This is a genomic window from Rufibacter radiotolerans (genome assembly GCF_001078055.1).
Taxonomy (GTDB): domain Bacteria; phylum Bacteroidota; class Bacteroidia; order Cytophagales; family Hymenobacteraceae; genus Nibribacter; species Nibribacter radiotolerans.
Window position 1 is genome coordinate 355,961 of the sequence record NZ_CP010777.1, and the last position, 16,286, is coordinate 372,246.

Annotated in this window: 15 protein-coding genes; 8 read left to right on the plus strand and 7 right to left on the minus strand. The window is 53.7% G+C overall.

Going from position 1 to position 16,286, the window contains the following annotated elements; all coding sequences use genetic code 11:
- Positions 1-12 precede the first annotated feature (12 nt).
- The 3 genes from TH63_RS01535 to TH63_RS01545 all read right to left on the minus strand — a co-directional run bounded on the left by TH63_RS01535 (position 13) and on the right by TH63_RS01545 (position 4,107).
- Entirely contained in the window at positions 13-2,064 is a 2,052-nt protein-coding gene (locus tag TH63_RS01535) for a PP2C family protein-serine/threonine phosphatase (RefSeq protein ID WP_231583527.1), read from the minus strand.
- A 114-nt stretch (positions 2,065-2,178) separates the two neighbouring features.
- Positions 2,179-3,648 carry an IMP dehydrogenase gene (gene guaB / locus TH63_RS01540; protein ID WP_048919376.1) on the minus strand — a complete coding sequence of 490 codons (1,470 nt, stop codon included), beginning with the start codon at positions 3,646-3,648 and terminating at the stop codon, positions 2,179-2,181.
- 138 nt (positions 3,649-3,786) lie between these two features.
- On the minus strand, positions 3,787-4,107 hold the full coding sequence (locus tag TH63_RS01545) for a rhodanese-like domain-containing protein (protein WP_048919377.1): 321 nt from the start codon (positions 4,105-4,107) through the stop codon (positions 3,787-3,789).
- 164 nt (positions 4,108-4,271) lie between these two features.
- Here TH63_RS01545 and pnuC point away from each other — a divergent pair, with 164 nt between their 5' ends.
- From pnuC to TH63_RS01580, 7 genes are all read left to right on the plus strand, one after another.
- Entirely contained in the window at positions 4,272-4,883 is a 612-nt protein-coding gene (gene pnuC, locus TH63_RS01550; protein WP_048919378.1) for a nicotinamide riboside transporter PnuC, read from the plus strand.
- 145 nt (positions 4,884-5,028) lie between these two features.
- Positions 5,029-5,781 (plus strand): DUF2490 domain-containing protein, encoded by a 753-nt coding sequence (locus tag TH63_RS01555; RefSeq protein WP_048919379.1) that lies wholly within the window; start codon positions 5,029-5,031, stop codon positions 5,779-5,781.
- A 166-nt stretch (positions 5,782-5,947) separates the two neighbouring features.
- A complete protein-coding gene (locus tag TH63_RS01560) occupies positions 5,948-6,463 on the plus strand; it encodes an AAA family ATPase (RefSeq protein WP_048919380.1) in 516 nt (171 codons plus the stop codon).
- Between the two features lie 177 nt (positions 6,464-6,640).
- Complete coding sequence (locus TH63_RS01565; protein ID WP_048919381.1) at positions 6,641-7,522, plus strand: aldose 1-epimerase family protein; 882 nt, start codon at positions 6,641-6,643, stop codon at positions 7,520-7,522.
- Positions 7,523-7,757: 235 nt separating this feature from the next.
- Positions 7,758-8,846 carry an efflux RND transporter periplasmic adaptor subunit gene (locus TH63_RS01570; protein ID WP_048919382.1) on the plus strand — a complete coding sequence of 363 codons (1,089 nt, stop codon included), beginning with the start codon at positions 7,758-7,760 and terminating at the stop codon, positions 8,844-8,846.
- Positions 8,847-8,848: 2 nt separating this feature from the next.
- On the plus strand, positions 8,849-10,108 hold the full coding sequence (locus TH63_RS01575; RefSeq protein ID WP_048919383.1) for an ABC transporter permease: 1,260 nt from the start codon (positions 8,849-8,851) through the stop codon (positions 10,106-10,108).
- A 2-nt stretch (positions 10,109-10,110) separates the two neighbouring features.
- The gene (locus TH63_RS01580; protein WP_048919384.1) at positions 10,111-10,800 is read left to right on the plus strand and encodes an ABC transporter ATP-binding protein; all 690 of its coding nucleotides are present in this window, start codon (positions 10,111-10,113) and stop codon (positions 10,798-10,800) included.
- A 79-nt stretch (positions 10,801-10,879) separates the two neighbouring features.
- On the opposite strand, the gene TH63_RS01585 is transcribed toward TH63_RS01580, so the two are convergent.
- From TH63_RS01585 to TH63_RS01600, 4 genes are all read right to left on the minus strand, one after another.
- Positions 10,880-12,259 carry a thioredoxin domain-containing protein gene (locus TH63_RS01585; protein ID WP_048919385.1) on the minus strand — a complete coding sequence of 460 codons (1,380 nt, stop codon included), beginning with the start codon at positions 12,257-12,259 and terminating at the stop codon, positions 10,880-10,882.
- A 149-nt stretch (positions 12,260-12,408) separates the two neighbouring features.
- Entirely contained in the window at positions 12,409-13,575 is a 1,167-nt protein-coding gene (locus TH63_RS01590) for a mechanosensitive ion channel family protein (protein ID WP_231583528.1), read from the minus strand.
- Between the two features lie 324 nt (positions 13,576-13,899).
- Positions 13,900-14,415 (minus strand): nuclear transport factor 2 family protein, encoded by a 516-nt coding sequence (locus tag TH63_RS01595; protein ID WP_076606378.1) that lies wholly within the window; start codon positions 14,413-14,415, stop codon positions 13,900-13,902.
- Between the two features lie 59 nt (positions 14,416-14,474).
- Positions 14,475-15,074 carry a hypothetical protein gene (locus tag TH63_RS01600; RefSeq protein ID WP_048919387.1) on the minus strand — a complete coding sequence of 200 codons (600 nt, stop codon included), beginning with the start codon at positions 15,072-15,074 and terminating at the stop codon, positions 14,475-14,477.
- A gap of 187 nt (positions 15,075-15,261) precedes the next feature.
- Here TH63_RS01600 and TH63_RS01605 point away from each other — a divergent pair, with 187 nt between their 5' ends.
- The gene (locus TH63_RS01605; RefSeq protein WP_048919388.1) at positions 15,262-16,224 is read left to right on the plus strand and encodes an N-acetylmuramoyl-L-alanine amidase; all 963 of its coding nucleotides are present in this window, start codon (positions 15,262-15,264) and stop codon (positions 16,222-16,224) included.
- Positions 16,225-16,286 lie beyond the last annotated feature (62 nt).

Sequence of the window (16,286 nt, forward strand, 5' to 3'; positions counted from 1 at the left end):
TTTACGATTCAATTATGTGTTAGGTTGACGCTGTTTGAACTTGATCACTAGTAAGGTTTGGTCATCATGCAGGATGTCACTGGAGAAATCAGACACGTCATTGATGATGGCGCTCTTGATGTCTTCTGCCTCCAGGTGGTAGGTCTGGGACAGCATGTATTTCAGTCTCTCTTCCCCATATTCGTCCTGGCGGGCGTTTCTGGCCTCCACAATCCCATCGGTGTAAATCACCATCACGTCACCGGGATTATAGTCATAATGCAACCGGTGAATGCGTTTGGCATATGAGGCGTCCCGCACAATTCCCAACCCTAGCCCTTCTGTCTGGAAGTAAAACGTATCTTCCATCATAGAGTTGTAGTAAAGGGTGTGGCAATGGCCCGCGCGCGCAAAGGAAACCCCCTGCATTTTATAGTCAATGATATAGAGCGCCGAGGTGATAAAGGAGGTACGCTCCAGACACCGGCTCAGGGCGCTGTTGGCCTGGATCATGAACTCATCTGGCAGTAAGTCCTGCTGCATGAGCCCATGGAAAATGCCTTTCATCTGCGCCATGTGGAACGCCGCCGAGATCCCTTTCCCAGACACGTCCCCTATAATGATGGCAATGCGCGATTCGCTCAGCTGCAGGTAGTCATAAAAGTCACCCCCCACTTCCTTGGCCGCCTGCGAGTAGGTACTGATATCAAACCAGGTGTCGGTGGGAAAGTTTTTGGGGTTAAGGCGTTCCTGCACCAGGCTGGCGATCTTCAGTTCTTCCTTGTAGCGCTCATTCTGGAGAGACTCCTGCATGAGGCGCAGGTTCTCAATGGTAAGCACGGTCTGGTTAGCAAACGATTGCACCACGCTAATGGTGTCTGGCTCAAAGCCCTGCTCTACCTCCTGCAACAGGTACAGGTGGCCATATTTGCGCTTAGACGAAGCCAGGGGAACCACCAACAGTGAATGGAAGGGGCTGTTCAGGCTCTTGAAATCTGGGATGAGGTGCAGGTTGCCGTTTACATACACCGCCTCTTTGGCCGTGGGGTTCTGTTCTACCAGCAGGTTGGCCATAGACTTGACCAACAACTGGGTCTGCTCGTCTGGGGCGGTGTTTTTGTGCTGGAAAGAGTTCAGGTGCGTCTCCTCGCCCAGTTCCAGCCAGGCGGCGTCTGCGCCCGATGCTTTAATGGCGCTTTCAAAGAGGAGAGTGTACACTTCATCTTCGCTCTGCCCTTGCTGAATATATTGGCTCAGGCGCTGGAAACTTAACAGGTCCGCGTTTTTCCGCTCAAACACCTTAGAGGTGGGCAAGCTGAACAAGGCCACCAGCAAAGAGGAAAGGGCATACAGGAAAACAAAAGCCAGCGACACCAGAATGAAGGGGTTGTCTGTGTAGTCCACCACCAGTTCTGGGGAATCTGCGTACCGGAACAGGAAATTCCCGAATAGCACCACACTCAGCAGAATGGCCAGCAGTAGGAAAATACTGCTCCATTTCTTGTCCAGGCTCAGGAAGGCCACCCACCGCAAATGAACGCACATGTACAGACTGAAGGCAAACAGCAGGCCCAGGTCCAGGATCAGGAAGATGTGGTTCATGTACTCCACATTGAACACCGGCACCAGCAGCGAGAGGTAGACCATGATCTCAAACCACTTCCACTGCAGTTGCAGTTCTTTGGTCTTCTGGTACAGGATCAGTTGCCGCCAGGTGTAAAAGGCCTTGCCCAGAAAGTACACCAGAAATCCGAACAGGAACTGGTAGAAGACATCCAGCAGGTAGGGGCTGTTCACCCAGTGCAGGTTCAGGCTGGGGTAGCCAATGTAAAGCAGCAGGCACACATACGCGCCCATGCCTCCTTTGGCAAAGAGGGTCCAGAGCGGCGTGGTAAACTCAACACTGCGCTGAATCTGCACATAGTGCCGCTGGTACAGGAAAACCGAGGCGATAAAGATAACAGACAGCAGGTTGCTGATGTAGGGAGAAGCCGCGTTGGTCTCCCCCTCATGTACCTGCCGGGCTAAAAATAACACATTCACCAATAGCAGCACCCAGCTCACGCTTCCGGTAAATAAAGTCAACCGTTTGATTGTTTTATCTTGGGGCATTGGAGAGGGTAACAGCTGCAGAGGTTAATGGTTTAAGTTTGGGGTAATACGAGAATTGTCTAAAAGTAACTAAAAAAATCCAGAATGTTATCTGCTGTAATTAGGCGCCTCGCGGGTAATCTGCACATCATGCGGATGGCTCTCGCGTAAACCGGCTCCCGTTATTTTCACCATCTTGGCTTTCTTAAGTGTCTCTATGTCAGGGGCGCCGCAGTAGCCCATACCGGCCTTAAGACCACCCACCAACTGGTAGAGAACCTCGCCGGCCAGGCCTTTATAGGGCACGCGGCCCACTATCCCTTCGGGTACCAGTTTTTTTACATCGTCCTCGGCATCCTGGAAATAACGGTCTTTGGAGCCTTCGCCCATGGCCTCAATGGAACCCATGCCGCGGTAGGTCTTGAATTTACGGCCTTCAAAAATCAGCATGTCGCCAGGGGCCTCCTCGGTGCCGGCCAGCAGGGAGCCAATCATGATGGTGCTGGCGCCGCCGGCAATGGCCTTGACAATATCCCCGGAGAATTTCACGCCACCGTCGGCGATCACTGGAACGCCGGTGCCTTCCAGACCTCTTACGGCCTCAATGACCGCTGAGAGCTGGGGAACCCCAATACCGGCAATAATACGGGTGGTACAGATGCTGCCCGGCCCTACGCCCACCTTCACGGCATCGGCGCCTGAGTCGGCCAGGGCTTTGGCGCCTTCGGCGGTAGCCACGTTACCGGCAATAAGGTCTACGTTAGGGAAGGCGGTCTTGATTTTGCGCACGGCCTCCATCACACCTTTGGAGTGTCCGTGGGCGGTGTCAACGCTGATCACGTCTACGCCGGCTTCCACCAGGGCCGCCACGCGGTCCAGCACATCGGCGGTCACGCCAACGGCGGCGCCTACGCGCAGCCGACCGAACTCGTCTTTGCAGGCGTAGGGGCGGTGCTTGCGCTTAAGAATGTCTTTATAGGTAATCAGGCCGGCCAGAACGCCGTTCTCGTCTACGACGGGTAATTTCTCAATCTTGTATTCCTGCAGGATGTCCTCGGCCTTGTCCAGCTCTATGCCTTTGGGGGCGGTGATCAGGCGGTCTTTGGTCATGATCTCAGAGACCTTGATGGCGAAATTCTTTTCAAACCGTAGGTCCCTATTGGTGATGATGCCCACCAGTTTCTTGTCGGCGGAAAGCACCGGGATACCCCCGATCTTGTGCTCTTTCATGAGCTGGATGGCCTCGCCGAGGGTAGCATTCTCATGCAGGGTGACCGGGTCCAAGATCATGCCGCTCTCTGAGCGTTTCACCTTGCGCACCAGTTCGGCCTGCAGTTTAATGCTCATGTTCTTATGGATAAACCCGATGCCGCCTTCCTGGGCCATGGCAATAGCCATGTCAGCTTCCGTGACGGTGTCCATAGCCGCCGAAACAAGCGGAATGTTCACCCTTATGTTGCGGGTTAGCTGGCTGGACGTGTTGGTGTCTTTGGGAAGTACCTCAGAATAAGCAGGTAGGAGGAGAACGTCGTCGTACGTGAGACCTTCAAAGAGGATATTGGGAGCGTGAGACTGCATGGCAAATAGCGTGAATGGTATTTGCCACGTAAAATTAAGGGAAAAGTTGAGTATTGCATTGTTTCCCTAAAAACTTTCTGTTTCAGAGATTCTGTTTTGAGCCCGTTTTCCTAAAAACAGGCTTAAAACGGTATGGCTTTAATAGACCGCGCAGGTGGGGTCTACCTCCAGCGCCCAGGCATGGATGCCGCCTTTCAGGTTGAGCAGGTTGGTGAAGCCGTGGCGCTGCTGCAGGAACATAAGGGCCTGTGCGCTCCGGAACCCGTGGTGGCAGATAAGCACGGTGGGCGTTTCTTTGTCCAAGCGCGGGGTTGCTTTGGGCAAATCATCCAGGGGGATGAGCTCGCCGCCTAGGTTACAGATGGCCCATTCCTCGGGCTCGCGCACGTCAATGAGTTGCAGCGGCTCCTGGCGGTCCAGGCGTTCTTTTAATTGTAGGGGCGTGATCTCTGGCAGCATGCGGCAAAGATAAAGTAAAATAAAGGACAGGAAAGCGGTCGCCGGGGGCGGAAGATACCGGTAAGCTCCTATTTTTGTGGCTCTTCACGTACCGGTCCTTGCTGTTTTAAGCCTGTTTTGGGTAAAACAGGCTTAAAACAGCAAGGACCGCCTAAAGCTTCTCTATGGATTTTCTCCTCCCCAGTGCCTGGAATTTAGATACCGTTGCCGAAGTGGTGGGCGTGATCACGGGCCTTTTGTGCGTCTGGCTGGCGGCCCGGCAGAATATCTGGACCTTTCCTACCGCGCTCATTAGTGTGTTCCTCTATATTCTGGTTTTCTACAAGGCCCGCCTCTACGCCGACATGGGTCTGCAGGTCATGTTTGCGTTCCTGAATTTTTACGGCTGGTACCTGTGGCTGCACAAGGGCAGCCAGCGGGCCGAGCGCCCGGTCTCGCGCATGACCAAACAGCAATGGGGCTGGCTGCTGCTGTTTGTGCCGGTGTTCACGCTGGGCCTGGGCATGTACCTTCACCATAACACCAACGCCGACCTGGCCTACTGGGACTCTGCCACCACCGCCGTGAGCCTGGGCGCCCAGTGGCTCATGAGCCGGAAAAAACTGGAGAACTGGCTCATCTGGATAGTGGTAGACGCGGTGTACGTGCCCATTTATATCTACAAAGAGCTTTACCCTACGGCGCTGCTGTACTTCCTGTACCTGGCCCTGGCCTGGTGGGGGTATATAGACTGGAAAAAGAGCCTGCGCGCGCAGGTCGCCAACGTGCAAGGCTAAGCCAGGGCCTTTCCAGAAATTGGTAGTTTACAGCCAAATAACTTGAAATTACGCTGAAAATAGAGGCGCGGCTGGCATGAATGGTCTTTTGACCCTTGTTTTGCGGGCTCATTCACCATTCGTCACGCAGTGACTGTTTCCCCTTATGAAAAAGTTCTTTCTCTTGTTTTTGTTGGTGCTGGCCTTGGCAGTACCGCGCGCCCAGGCCCAGAACACCCGCCGGCATGACACTAATTACAACGGCTGGTTTATGTACTTCGGGAATCACCGGCTCACAGATAAATGGGGCCTGCACACCGAGTTCCAGCTGCGGCAGTACAAAGTGATCTCCAAACAGCAGCAGTTGATGCCCCGGGTGGGCCTGACGTATAACCTCTCAGACCGGGCCATGGTTCTAGGCGGCTTTGCGTATGTGCACACCTACCCGTACGGCGACAACCCCGCGGCGAGTGATTTCCCGGAGCACCGCACGTTCCAGCAATTGCAGCTAAAAGACCAGCAGGGCATCTTTGGGTTGTCGCACCGGTTTAGGCTGGAGCAGCGCTGGATCAAGTTTGCGGGCGCCCAACAGTATACCTACCTGAACCGGGCCCGGTACCAGTTCCGGGTGACTATCCCGCTGCAGGGCCCTACGCTGGAGGACCGGGAGTTTTACCTGGGCGTGTATGATGAGGTTTTCCTGAACTTCGGGCCAAACGTAACCAATAATATCTTTGACCAGAACCGCGCGTATTCGGCCGTGGGGTACCGGTTCCACAAAGACGCCACCCTGGAGGTGGGGTACCTGCACCAGCACGTGGCCCAGCGCAACGGCATCTGGTTTGAAAGCAACCACACCCTGCAGGTAGGCCTCACCTATAACCTTGACTTCCGGAAACAAGCGCAAAAGACCCCGTAATAGGTTAGCTTGCCGGAAGGAGTTTCCAGAAATCTCTAACTCCACCGTCGGTAATTTCCGCCCTCAGACTTTTTTGCCTATTTGACCCGTTATTCTGTTTTGAGCCTGCTTTCCCGAAAACGGCCTTAAAACGCATTGAAACACCTACGCCTGAAAACCCCATACCGTGCTGAAAATAGCCATTACCGGACCTGAGAGTACGGGCAAATCTACCCTGGCCGCCCAGTTGGCCCACCACTACCAGGCTCCCTGGGTACCCGAGTACGCCCGTACCTACCTGGAGCAGCTGGGTCGGCCCTACGAGGCTTCTGATCTGGAGCAGATTGCTCTGGGCCAGCAGGCACTTTGGGTCGCTCAGAGCGCTGAGAATCCCGCGATTTTGCTCCTGGATACCGAGCTGTTGGTGCTAAAGATCTGGTCTGAGCACGCCTATGGAAGCTGCGCCCCATCTATCCAGGTAGGGCTACGGCAACAAGAGGTAGACCTGTATCTGCTCCTCAACGTAGACTTACCCTGGGAGCCGGACCCGCAGCGCGAGCATCCGCATTTGCGGCAGTATTTCTATGACTGGTACAAGCGGGAGTTAGAGGAGCTGGGGGCGCCGTACGCAGAGATTTCCGGCTCTGCCGAAGAAAGGGTGCAAAACGCCATTCAAGCCATTGACCGTATTATTCAGCGCTAAGAGCATGTTTAAATTCCTCCTTTGCGCTGAAAAAGGCCATAGTAAGAACCTGCTTTCGCCTTTTTCTTGCCCCGTAGCGCTGCTACGCGTCTCAAAAAACGCTTCCGCAGAACCTTGCTCTGGCCTTTTTCGCCTGCAAATTAGAAATCTAAATATGCTCTAAACCTTACGTCTGCCATGAACACCACTTACCTAGAAAATGAATACGTGCGCGTGGGCGTGAAACACCTGGGCGCCGAACTCTGCAGCTTCGTGAAAAATGACGGCAACCGCGAGTACATCTGGCAAGCCGATGCCGCCTACTGGAACCGCCATGCCCCGGTGCTATTTCCCATTGTAGGTCGGCTGCCCCAGAACCAGTACCTGCATGAGGGCCAGACCTACACGCTGCCGCAGCATGGCTTCGCCCGCGACATGCCGTTTGCCTTACTGAACCGGCAGGAAGACCGGTTGGTGTTTGAGCTTCGGGCTACGGCCCAGACCCGGGAGGTCTATCCCTTTGATTTCGCGCTGCGCATCATTTACACCTTGCAGGGCCACACCTTAACCGTGACCTGGCAGGTAGAACATTTGGGCGAAGGCGAGATGCTGTTCTCCATTGGCGCGCACCCTGCCTTCAACGTACCTCTATTGCCCGGCGGAACCTTTGAAGACTATTACCTGGAGTTCTCCCAACCCGAGATACTGGCCCGCTACCTGCTGGAGGAAGGCACCGGCCTGCAGAACGGGGAGACCGAACCGGTGCTGGACAACATGGCCGTGTTGCCGCTGCGCTATGAGCATTATAAGAAAGACGCGCTGGTGTTCAAGAATTACCGCTCAGACCGTGTGACCATCAAATGCGATTACCACCCCCATTTTGTGCAGATGCAGCTGGAGGGCTTCCCCTTCCTGGGTATCTGGACCAAGTGCGAAGGCGCCCCTTTTCTCTGCATTGAGCCTTGGTATGGCATTGCCGGCAGCGCCGGCCCTCCTGTGGAACTGAGCGAGAAAGAAGGCATGCAGTCACTGGGCACCAGGGAGGTGTTTGAGGCGAGCTATGCCATTACGATAGGGTAAGTTTTAAGTATTTAAGATTTAGCGGCCGTCCCTGTTTTGGGCCTGTTTTCTTAAAAACAGGCCCAAAACAGGGACGGCCGCTTTTGTTTGGGATTTAGCCTTAGCTCATGGTTGAAACCCTGAACTCTCCCGTAAAATGATAAGTATCAGGTAAGCAACGTATCTTACTCAGAAGCCAAGCGAAAACAGTTTGCTTTCTTTACCGGTTAGTTGACAAAGGGTACTGCACTGGGGTATGAAAAAAGGATTTCCTCTTATAGCACTGTTGGCGTTGCTGCTGGTTTCCTGTTCTGAAGAGCAGGAGCGGGTGAAGCCCCGGGTCAGCTCCATTGCCGAGTCTGTCTATGCCTCGGGTACTGTTAAAGCCACAGACCAATACACGGCTTATCCCAAAGTGAGCGGAATTGTGCAGGAAATTCTGGTCAAGGCCGGCGACACCGTCAAGGCCGGAGACCCGCTGTTTAAGCTGGAGAACAACGCCGCCACGCTCAACGCCCGCAGCGCCCAGCTGGCCCTGGAACTGAGCCAGGAGAACAGCCGAAGCAACTTCGGGCGGCTGGAGGAGGCGCAACTGGCCGTGCGGCAGGCGCGCGACCGCTTTCAGCTGGATTCCTCTTTGTACCAGCGTCAAAAACGCCTCTGGGAACAAAGGATTGGGACCCAGCTGGAGTTTGAGCAGCGGCGGCTGGCCTATACGTCTTCGCGCAGCAACTACCAGGCTGCCCGGGCCAACTACAACCTCCTCAGCCGGCAACTGAAGAACGAGTTGCAGCGCGCGGATGTGAACTATGACATCAGCCGTCAGCTGCAGAATGACTTTGTGGTGCGGGCCAGCATCTCGGGCAAGGTGTATGATGTGCTTATGGAGAAAGGCGAGTTGGTGAGTCCGCAGACGCCGCTGGCCATTATAGGGCAGGCCAAAAGCTTCCTGCTGGAGCTGGAAGTAGATGAGAACGACATTGTGCAGGTGCGGGTGGGCCAGCCCGTGGAGATTAGTATGGATAGCTATAAAGGCCGGGTGTTTGAGGGCGTGGTGGAGAAGATTTATCCCATCATGAACGAGCGGTCTAGAACGTTTCAGGTAGACGCCCGCTTCGTGAACCCGCCGGCCACGCTCTATCCCAACCTTTCCGCGGAGGCCAATATTGTGGTGCAGACCAAGAAAAACGCCTTGCTCATTCCCAGGGAATATATAGTGGACGACCGGTTTGTGCTCATAGAGCCCGACCAGAAACGCGAGGTGAAAATAGGCCTGCGCGATTACCGCAAAGCCGAGATTCTGCAGGGCCTGGACACCACCCAGTTCATCTATAAACCCAAGTAGGCATGAACGTTAAACTGATCCTGAACATTGCCGTGGGGCTGCTTCGGGCGCGCATGCGGCAGTCCATTGTGGCGGCGGCGGGCGTCACCTTCGGGATTGGGATGTTCATTGCGCTGGTCAGTTTCATGAATGGTCTTAACCAGTTGCTGGACGGCCTCATCCTGAACCGGCTGCCCCACGTGCGGCTCTACAATGAGATAAAACCCAGCCCGGTGCAGGCCGTGGAGCGGGCCCAAAAGTTTAACGGCTATGAGCACTTTATCCGGTCCATAAAACCTAAGGACCGAGGCAAGGAAATCTACAACAGCCAGGCTATCATCAAAGCCATCAAGGAAGACTCCCGGGTAATTGGCGTGGCGCCCAAGGCCATCACGCAGGTGTTCTACAACACGGGCACCATTGAGCTGGGCGGCGTGATAGACGGCATAGACGTGGTGCAGGAAGACCGGCTATTTAAGTTGAGCGACTACATCATTGCCGGTAATTTGCAAGACCTGGCCACGGTGTCTAACAGCATCATCCTGGGCAAGGGCATAGCGGAGAAGATGATGGTGGACCTCGGCGATGTGGTGCGCATCACAGCCCCCAACGGGCAGCAGGGAACTCTGAAAGTAGTGGGCGTGGTGCAGCTGGGCATCATGGAGATTGACAACATCCAGAGCTACGCCTCCATTGAGACGGTGCAGAAACTGCTGGGCCAGCCCTCGGCGTACCTCACGGATATACAAGTGAACCTTACCGACCTGAACCTGGCCCCGGCCACTGCCAAAGAATTTGCGGCCCTGTATGGTCTGGAAGCCACCGACATCCAGACGGCCAACTCGCAGTTTGAGACGGGCAGCAACATCAGGAGCATCATCTCTTACGCCGTGGGCGTGACGCTGCTCATTGTGGCGGGCTTCGGGATTTACAACATTTTGAACATGATGATTTATGAGAAGATGGACGCCATTGCCATTCTCAAGGCCACGGGTTTCTCGGCGACAGATGTGCAGTACATCTTCCTGTCTTTGTCCATGATCATCGGCGTGGCCGGAGGGGTGATGGGGCTGCTGCTGGGGTATGTGATTTCGGTGGTGATTGACAACGTGCCGTTCAAGACGGAGTCGCTGCCCACTATTGACACGTACCCGGTGTATTTTAACCCGGTCTATTATATGATAGGCATCAGCTTCGCGCTGGTGACCACGTACTTTGCCGGCCTGTTCCCGGCGCGCAAGGCAAGCAAGACAGACCCGGTCAGCATTATCAGGGGGAAATAACCATGGCAGAGAAGGTTCTGGAGGCATTTGGCATCAATAAGTATTTCTATGACCCGGTCAAGTTCCAGGTGCTGAATGACATTACGTTCAGCGTCACGCACGGCGAGTTCGTGTCGGTGGTGGGGCGGTCGGGCTGCGGAAAGTCCACGCTGCTTTACATCCTCTCCACCATGGACACCGACTACGAGGGCGAACTCTACCTGGACGGGGAACTCATGAGCCAGCGCACGCCCAAACAGCTGGCCCAGATCCGGAATGAGAAGATCGGGTTCGTGTTCCAGTTCCACTACCTCATCCAGGAATTCAGCGTGCTGCGCAACGTTATGCTGCCGGGCATCAAACTAGGCAAATACACCCTGTCCGAGGTGGAGGAACGCGCCATGGGCTACCTGCGCACGCTGGGCGTGGACGACCAGGCCCTCAAGATGCCCAACCAGTTGAGCGGCGGGCAGAAGCAGCGGGTGGCCATTGCGCGCGCGCTCATCAACGACCCGGTCCTCATCATGGGCGACGAACCCACCGGCAACCTGGACAAGAAGAACTCAGACATTGTCTTTGATATCTTCCAGAGCCTGTGCCAAGAGAAGAAACAGACCCTGCTTATTGTCTCCCATGACCCGGAGTTTGCCCAGCGTACGGACAGGGTGATAGAGATGGAGGACGGCAAAATCATCAGGGGGCATCACGCTTAAAAGAAAGGGCGTTCTTGCCTGATTTCTATTTTGGGCCTGTTTTTCATAAAACAGGCCCAAAACATAATGGGAGCAAGGCTTAAAGGGTGCGGTTCTTAATCTTTTGCAAACTCTGCCTGAACCTTTCCGAAGATTGTTTTTCCTTGCCTGCCAGATCTACGGCTTTCTGCTGCATGGCTTCAGCCTCCGCGTAGAGTTCCAGTCTGTAAAGCAAATGTGCCAGGGTGTCATAATAGCCTGAGGCGGGGCTAATTTCTACGGTGCGTTTGCTCCACAGCATGGCTTTGGTCAGGTAGGTGGGGTTGCGGGTACCGGTCTCATAGATGGAGAAGGCCGCATTGTTCAACTGGTTTAAAAAGTCAGACACCGCTGAAGTAGTGGTCACATACGTGGTTTGGGTGCTGGTTTGGCCTCCGGAAGTTGGTTTGGGTTGGCTCATCTGCCGCTTGCGGTTTTCTGCCTGGGCGGTCATTAGTTTTTTCACAGAGTCTTCTGAGATGGCCATGTAATAACGGTCATAAAAGGTAACTGCTTCCCTAAGGTAATTGGCCGTGTCTTGAATGGACTTGTAAAAGGATACCATATTGGATTGATACGCCCGCTGCCCGCGGGTGTAGTCCTGGTTCCAGGTGGAGCGGGCAAAGGTAGCTCCCTTTTGGGCCAGCGCCTTGTCTTTAGTCTGGGTGGCCTTCCGCATGGTGTTGCCTATAATGGTGTTGTTGATTTTGCTTCGTTGGGTATAGGGCAGCGTTTTATACACACTGTCCATTATGGTTTTGTTGGAGCGCGAGAATACAAAGGCCTTGCTGTCTACAATAGGGCCCTGCTCCAGGATAAATTGCACGGTAGAGAAGTTGTCAAAGGCGCTCACGGGTAACTGGTCCACGTAAGCCTCTAAAAGAGCGTGGTCGGTGGGCAGGCCCAGATTGGTGCGCAAGGTGATATACTGCTCCAGAAAATCAGGAGACTTTCTGCCCTTGTCAAATTCCCTTTGGAAGTAGCTGAGGTTGTAGGTGCTGCCCGCCTTTTCTTTAAACGCCTTTATGTCATTCAGGTACCGGGTGGGGCTGGACGAATACCCTTTGTTCCGGTGGATCAGGTGGCCGTCTGGGCTAAGGAACAGGTAGGTTGGGTATTCTTTGATGCTGTATTGTTGGGCAAGTTTGCTTCTGGCCGGCGAATTATGGAGCACCTGGACGTTCAAAAACTGGTCATTAAGCGCCTTCATCACCTGGGGATCCTCTATTCCATTGGTGAGAGGCCTGTTTTCCGGAAGTTTGCCAGGCAAAGAAACAGGCGGAACCAGATTTATAAAAACTGGTTTACCAGCTTGCTTGGCTTTGGCCAATACCTCTTCAAGAGTGCCGGTTTCATATTTGATCTTTTGAGCATTTGCCTCTAACGCCAGAAGGCCTGCCAAAAGGAAAGAAAGAATATAGACAAAAAGGGAAGGCTTCATGGGGAGGGTTAGCTAACAAGTATTCTGCTACAAGTTAGCTAAAAACAGGATGTCTTTAAATACAGGTAAGGTAAAGACCGTTTTGCCTTCGGCAGCTAGAAAAAGCGTTTTGGGCTTGTTTTCCATAAAACAGGCCCAAAACAGAAAACCTACCGTTGTTGCGAAGAAAGGGAAGCCGCTTCTTTGCCCTCCACTGCATCATGTACCATCAACAGCGTTCGGGTAGGGTAGGCGAACTCAATGCCGTGTTTCTCAAACTCCTCAAAGATCCGGAAGTTGATGTTCTGGTGAATGTCCATGTAGGTGTTGTACTCCTTGTCCAGCACGTAATACACCACCTCATAGTCCAGACTGGAATCGCCGTAGGCGGCAAAGTGGGCCCGGTCAAATTGCACCGGGTGCTGTTCCTTTACAATGCCTTCCAACAGGCGGGGTATCAGTTTGATGTTCTCCAAAGAAGTCTGGTAAATTATGCCCAGCTTAAAAGTGACCCTTCGGCGCATTAACTGCTTGAAGTTATGGATGCGCGAGCCCGTCAGGTCACTGTTGGCCACCACCAGTTGCTCGCCAGAAAGGCTTTTGATGCGGGTGGTTTTGAGGCCAATGTAATCTACGGTTCCAGACTTGTCGCCTATCACTATAAAGTCGCCGGTCTCAAAGGGGCGGTCAAAGAAAATCACGAAGTAGTTGAACACGTCGCCCAGAATGTTCTGCGCGGCCAGCGCGATGGCGATACCCCCAATACCCAGCCCGGTGATGATGGTGGTGACGTTGTAGCCCATATTGTCAAAGAGAAACAGCAGGCCAATTACCCAGATTACGGCGTTGATGATGAGCATGAGGCCACCCAGTTGTTTCACTTTCTCCTCGCCGCGCTCCTGTTTGCGCACGTAGGTTTTGAGCAGCAGCAGAATGGTGGAAGAGATAAGGCGCACAAACAGGAACGTGATCACCATGGTGGTGGCGATGCTGAGCACGTTCTGGGCTTTTCCAGAGAGGTTCAGGTAACTGATGCCCATATAGACGACGGCAAAATAAAGCGCCGGAATAAGAAACCGGTCAATGCCTTCCACCAGAAAATCATCAAAGTGCGTTTTGGTGCCTTCCACCCAGTTTTTAACCTTTTTCAGAAAAATGTGCTTGAAAGAGCGAATCAGGAGCAGGCCAATAACAATAATGCCTATGGCCACCAGGTAATCAAAAACGCTGTTGTGGTAGTAGGTCTTGAATAGTAAATCATTCATAAACGCAGAAAGGAAAATAGCCCCTCGGGCTGAGATGCCAGATGATGGACCGTATTGGGAATGAATACTCATACGGTTTTATTCCGGGAGGTAGTTATACCTAAAATCAACCTTAGAATAGGACCTTTCCTGACAACGAACCCAGCGGCCTATGGTCAGGAAGGTTTTTAATGCCATTAGCTCCTGAACTGGATCTATACCTCAAGTTAGTCTAAAAACCTATTTACTTTCCCCTGCCTCATAAAAGTCTGAGGTAAAACAAATTTGGATTTGCCCTTGAAATGCTCCAAATAGGTAAGAAAATACTTCCCAAGTCCGATTCTTTGACCAACAGATTGACTTAGAAGGAGGTGTCTGCTTCCTTATATACTATTGGTTAGCCGCTATCCAACAAAGCTATTTACCCTTTGCGGCCTGGGCGGCTTTCAGGTCACAGCCTTCTTTGCGGCGGGTATCTGCTATGGAGAAAATCTTCCAGCCGGTGGCGCTGCGGTAAAGTTGGAACGCGTCTACCCCGCAGTGGCTGAAGGTGTCGCCTACGTAAAAGGCGTACTGGCACCAGAGCGTGGCCAGGTCGCCGTCAATGGCCACTTTCACGTCCCAGATGCGCTCATCCAGTACCTGCGGGTGTTTCTGGCCAATCATCTCCACAAATTTCTGCATGGGTGTCTCCCGGGGAAGGACCGTGCCGTCTTTACCGGCGCCCACTGAAATAAGCCGGGCGTTAGGGGCCAGAACCGATCGGGCCAGGGTGCTGTCGCTGGCGCGCATGGCGTCAAAAAACTTCACCACCGCCTGTTCCACGGCTTTGGCCTCTGTGGCCTGCGGGGCAGGAGAGGTTTTCTTGCTCTGGGCAAGGGTACTGGTACTGAAAAGCAGACAGATACAGAAGAATAGAAAAGGCTGGCGCATGGTGGAAGAGTAGGAGGTAAAAAGTTAGGTGATTTTTGGTTTAAAAGGAATGGCCCGGTTTAGATGAAAACCAGCCGGTCCTGCAGCATGGCGCGCAGTTCAGGGGGAAGCCCGAAGTGGGTGTCCATGAAATCATCCAGAATCTGGCGGGTGTGCGGCGAGATCAGCTCCTGGATCTCTTCCATAGCCTGTCCACTGATCATGTAGGGCATGTAGGTGTAAAGCAGGTCTTTGCCATCGCACTGGGCGTAGATCTGGTATTCAGAGCAGGCTTCGCGCGGCGTGCCGGTGACCAGGCAATGGGACAGCCATTTATCCAACTGCAAAGGATTGGGCAACGCCAGAAGCGCCTCGCGCCGGGCCACCAGATTCACGTGTTTCTGAAAATAGGCTTCAATATTGGCTTTAGATTCTACAGAGAGTTCTTCGCGCAGTTGCTGGGCGCATTCTAAGCAGATGGCGTACTCAAAGATCACGTCCTGCAGCTTGGCTTCTGGGTAGTGGCGCACGGCTTTCTCTACCAGGTAGGGCACCCCGTTCTGCAGCAGGAACCCCTCACAGGTAATACAGGCATGGAACGGCTGGCCCGTGGCTACCGAGTGCAGCTCCTTCGGGATGGGCTCAAATTCATGGTCCAGGTGCAGGGGTGGTAAATCCATGGCAGGTCAGGCTAAGGAAACAAATTGTCAAGGTGCCTAAGTTACCGGTTTTCAGGTTTGCATGGAACAGCGGAAAGCTGTTTTTGGCCTGTTTTCTGAAAAACAGGCTCAAAACGGGAATCATGCTTTACTACAGTTCAGGAGGAAATCGCCATATTTGGCGTCTTTACTTTCTTTTGCGTCTGCCATGAAACCACTGTACTCTTTGCTCTTCTGTGTTGCCCTGTCGCTGGCTTCCTGCACTTCCAATCCCTACGCTACCACCAACAAGGAATATAAAAAGAAAACCAAAGCCTACGCCAAGTCCCTTCGGGCCAGGCCCGTAACCAACCCCGGTGAAGACAGCCTGGTGCAGGGCGATTACTGGGTGGGCACCACCAACTTCAGCATGCGCAAGCCCAATTACGTGGTCATCCATCACACGGCGCAGAAGTCCACCGACCAGACCCTGAAGACCTTTACCATGCCCAAGACGCAGGTGAGCGCCCATTACGTGATTGGCCGGGACGGCAAGGTGTACCATATGCTCAGCGACTACCTGCGGGCCTGGCACGCGGGCTCGGGTAAGTGGGGCAATACCTCAGACCTGAACTCCTCTTCCATTGGCATTGAACTGGACAACAACGGGTACGAGCCGTTCCAGGAGGCCCAGATCAACAGCCTGCTGCAGGTGCTGGCCATCCTCAAGAAAACCCACGGCATTCCGGTGGCCAATTTCATAGGCCACTCAGACATTGCCCCCAGCCGCAAGGTAGACCCTAACCCCACGTTCCCCTGGAAACAGCTGGCCCAGGCCGGTTACGGCATCTGGTATGATGAGGAAGCGGTGCGTAACTCGGTGTTTGAAACCGTTATTCCACCGTTCACAGATTCCACGGCCCAGGTGCGCTTAGACAGCGTGGCGGTGCCCGCTGATAGTAGTTTGGTGCCTGTGCCCGTTGTTATGGCGCCTTTGCCGGTGGTGGCCGTAGACACCATCCCAGCCTCGTTCCAGCCCAAAGACGCCTTGCGCATTATTGGCTATGACGTGCAGAACCTGGAGGCGGCCATTAAGGCGTTTAAACTGCATTTCATCCAGAAAGAAGTGAATGGCGTGCTCACCGATGACGACAAGAAAGTGCTCTACCACCTGTACAAGAAAAGCCTTTAGGGAATTGATTTGCCCATTTTGCGTGTTGCGCCAAGGAGGAACAGGTTCTGTTTCAGGGCTGT

Excerpts from the sequence above, each read along its gene's own strand:
- guaB (WP_048919376.1), bottom strand. The coding sequence starts at position 3,648 with ATGCAGTCTCACGCTCCCAATATCCTCTTTGAAGGTCTCACGTACGAC.
- TH63_RS01545 (WP_048919377.1), bottom strand. The coding sequence starts at position 4,107 with ATGCTGCCAGAGATCACGCCCCTACAATTAAAAGAACGCCTGGACCGC.
- pnuC (WP_048919378.1), top strand. The coding sequence starts at position 4,272 with ATGGATTTTCTCCTCCCCAGTGCCTGGAATTTAGATACCGTTGCCGAA.
- TH63_RS01555 (WP_048919379.1), top strand. The coding sequence starts at position 5,029 with ATGAAAAAGTTCTTTCTCTTGTTTTTGTTGGTGCTGGCCTTGGCAGTA.
- TH63_RS01565 (WP_048919381.1), top strand. The coding sequence starts at position 6,641 with ATGAACACCACTTACCTAGAAAATGAATACGTGCGCGTGGGCGTGAAA.
- TH63_RS01570 (WP_048919382.1), top strand. The coding sequence starts at position 7,758 with ATGAAAAAAGGATTTCCTCTTATAGCACTGTTGGCGTTGCTGCTGGTT.
- TH63_RS01575 (WP_048919383.1), top strand. The coding sequence starts at position 8,849 with ATGAACGTTAAACTGATCCTGAACATTGCCGTGGGGCTGCTTCGGGCG.
- TH63_RS01580 (WP_048919384.1), top strand. The coding sequence starts at position 10,111 with ATGGCAGAGAAGGTTCTGGAGGCATTTGGCATCAATAAGTATTTCTAT.
- TH63_RS01585 (WP_048919385.1), bottom strand. The coding sequence starts at position 12,259 with ATGAAGCCTTCCCTTTTTGTCTATATTCTTTCTTTCCTTTTGGCAGGC.
- TH63_RS01590 (WP_231583528.1), bottom strand. The coding sequence starts at position 13,575 with ATGAGTATTCATTCCCAATACGGTCCATCATCTGGCATCTCAGCCCGA.
- TH63_RS01595 (WP_076606378.1), bottom strand. The coding sequence starts at position 14,415 with ATGCGCCAGCCTTTTCTATTCTTCTGTATCTGTCTGCTTTTCAGTACC.
- TH63_RS01600 (WP_048919387.1), bottom strand. The coding sequence starts at position 15,074 with ATGGATTTACCACCCCTGCACCTGGACCATGAATTTGAGCCCATCCCG.
- TH63_RS01605 (WP_048919388.1), top strand. The coding sequence starts at position 15,262 with ATGAAACCACTGTACTCTTTGCTCTTCTGTGTTGCCCTGTCGCTGGCT.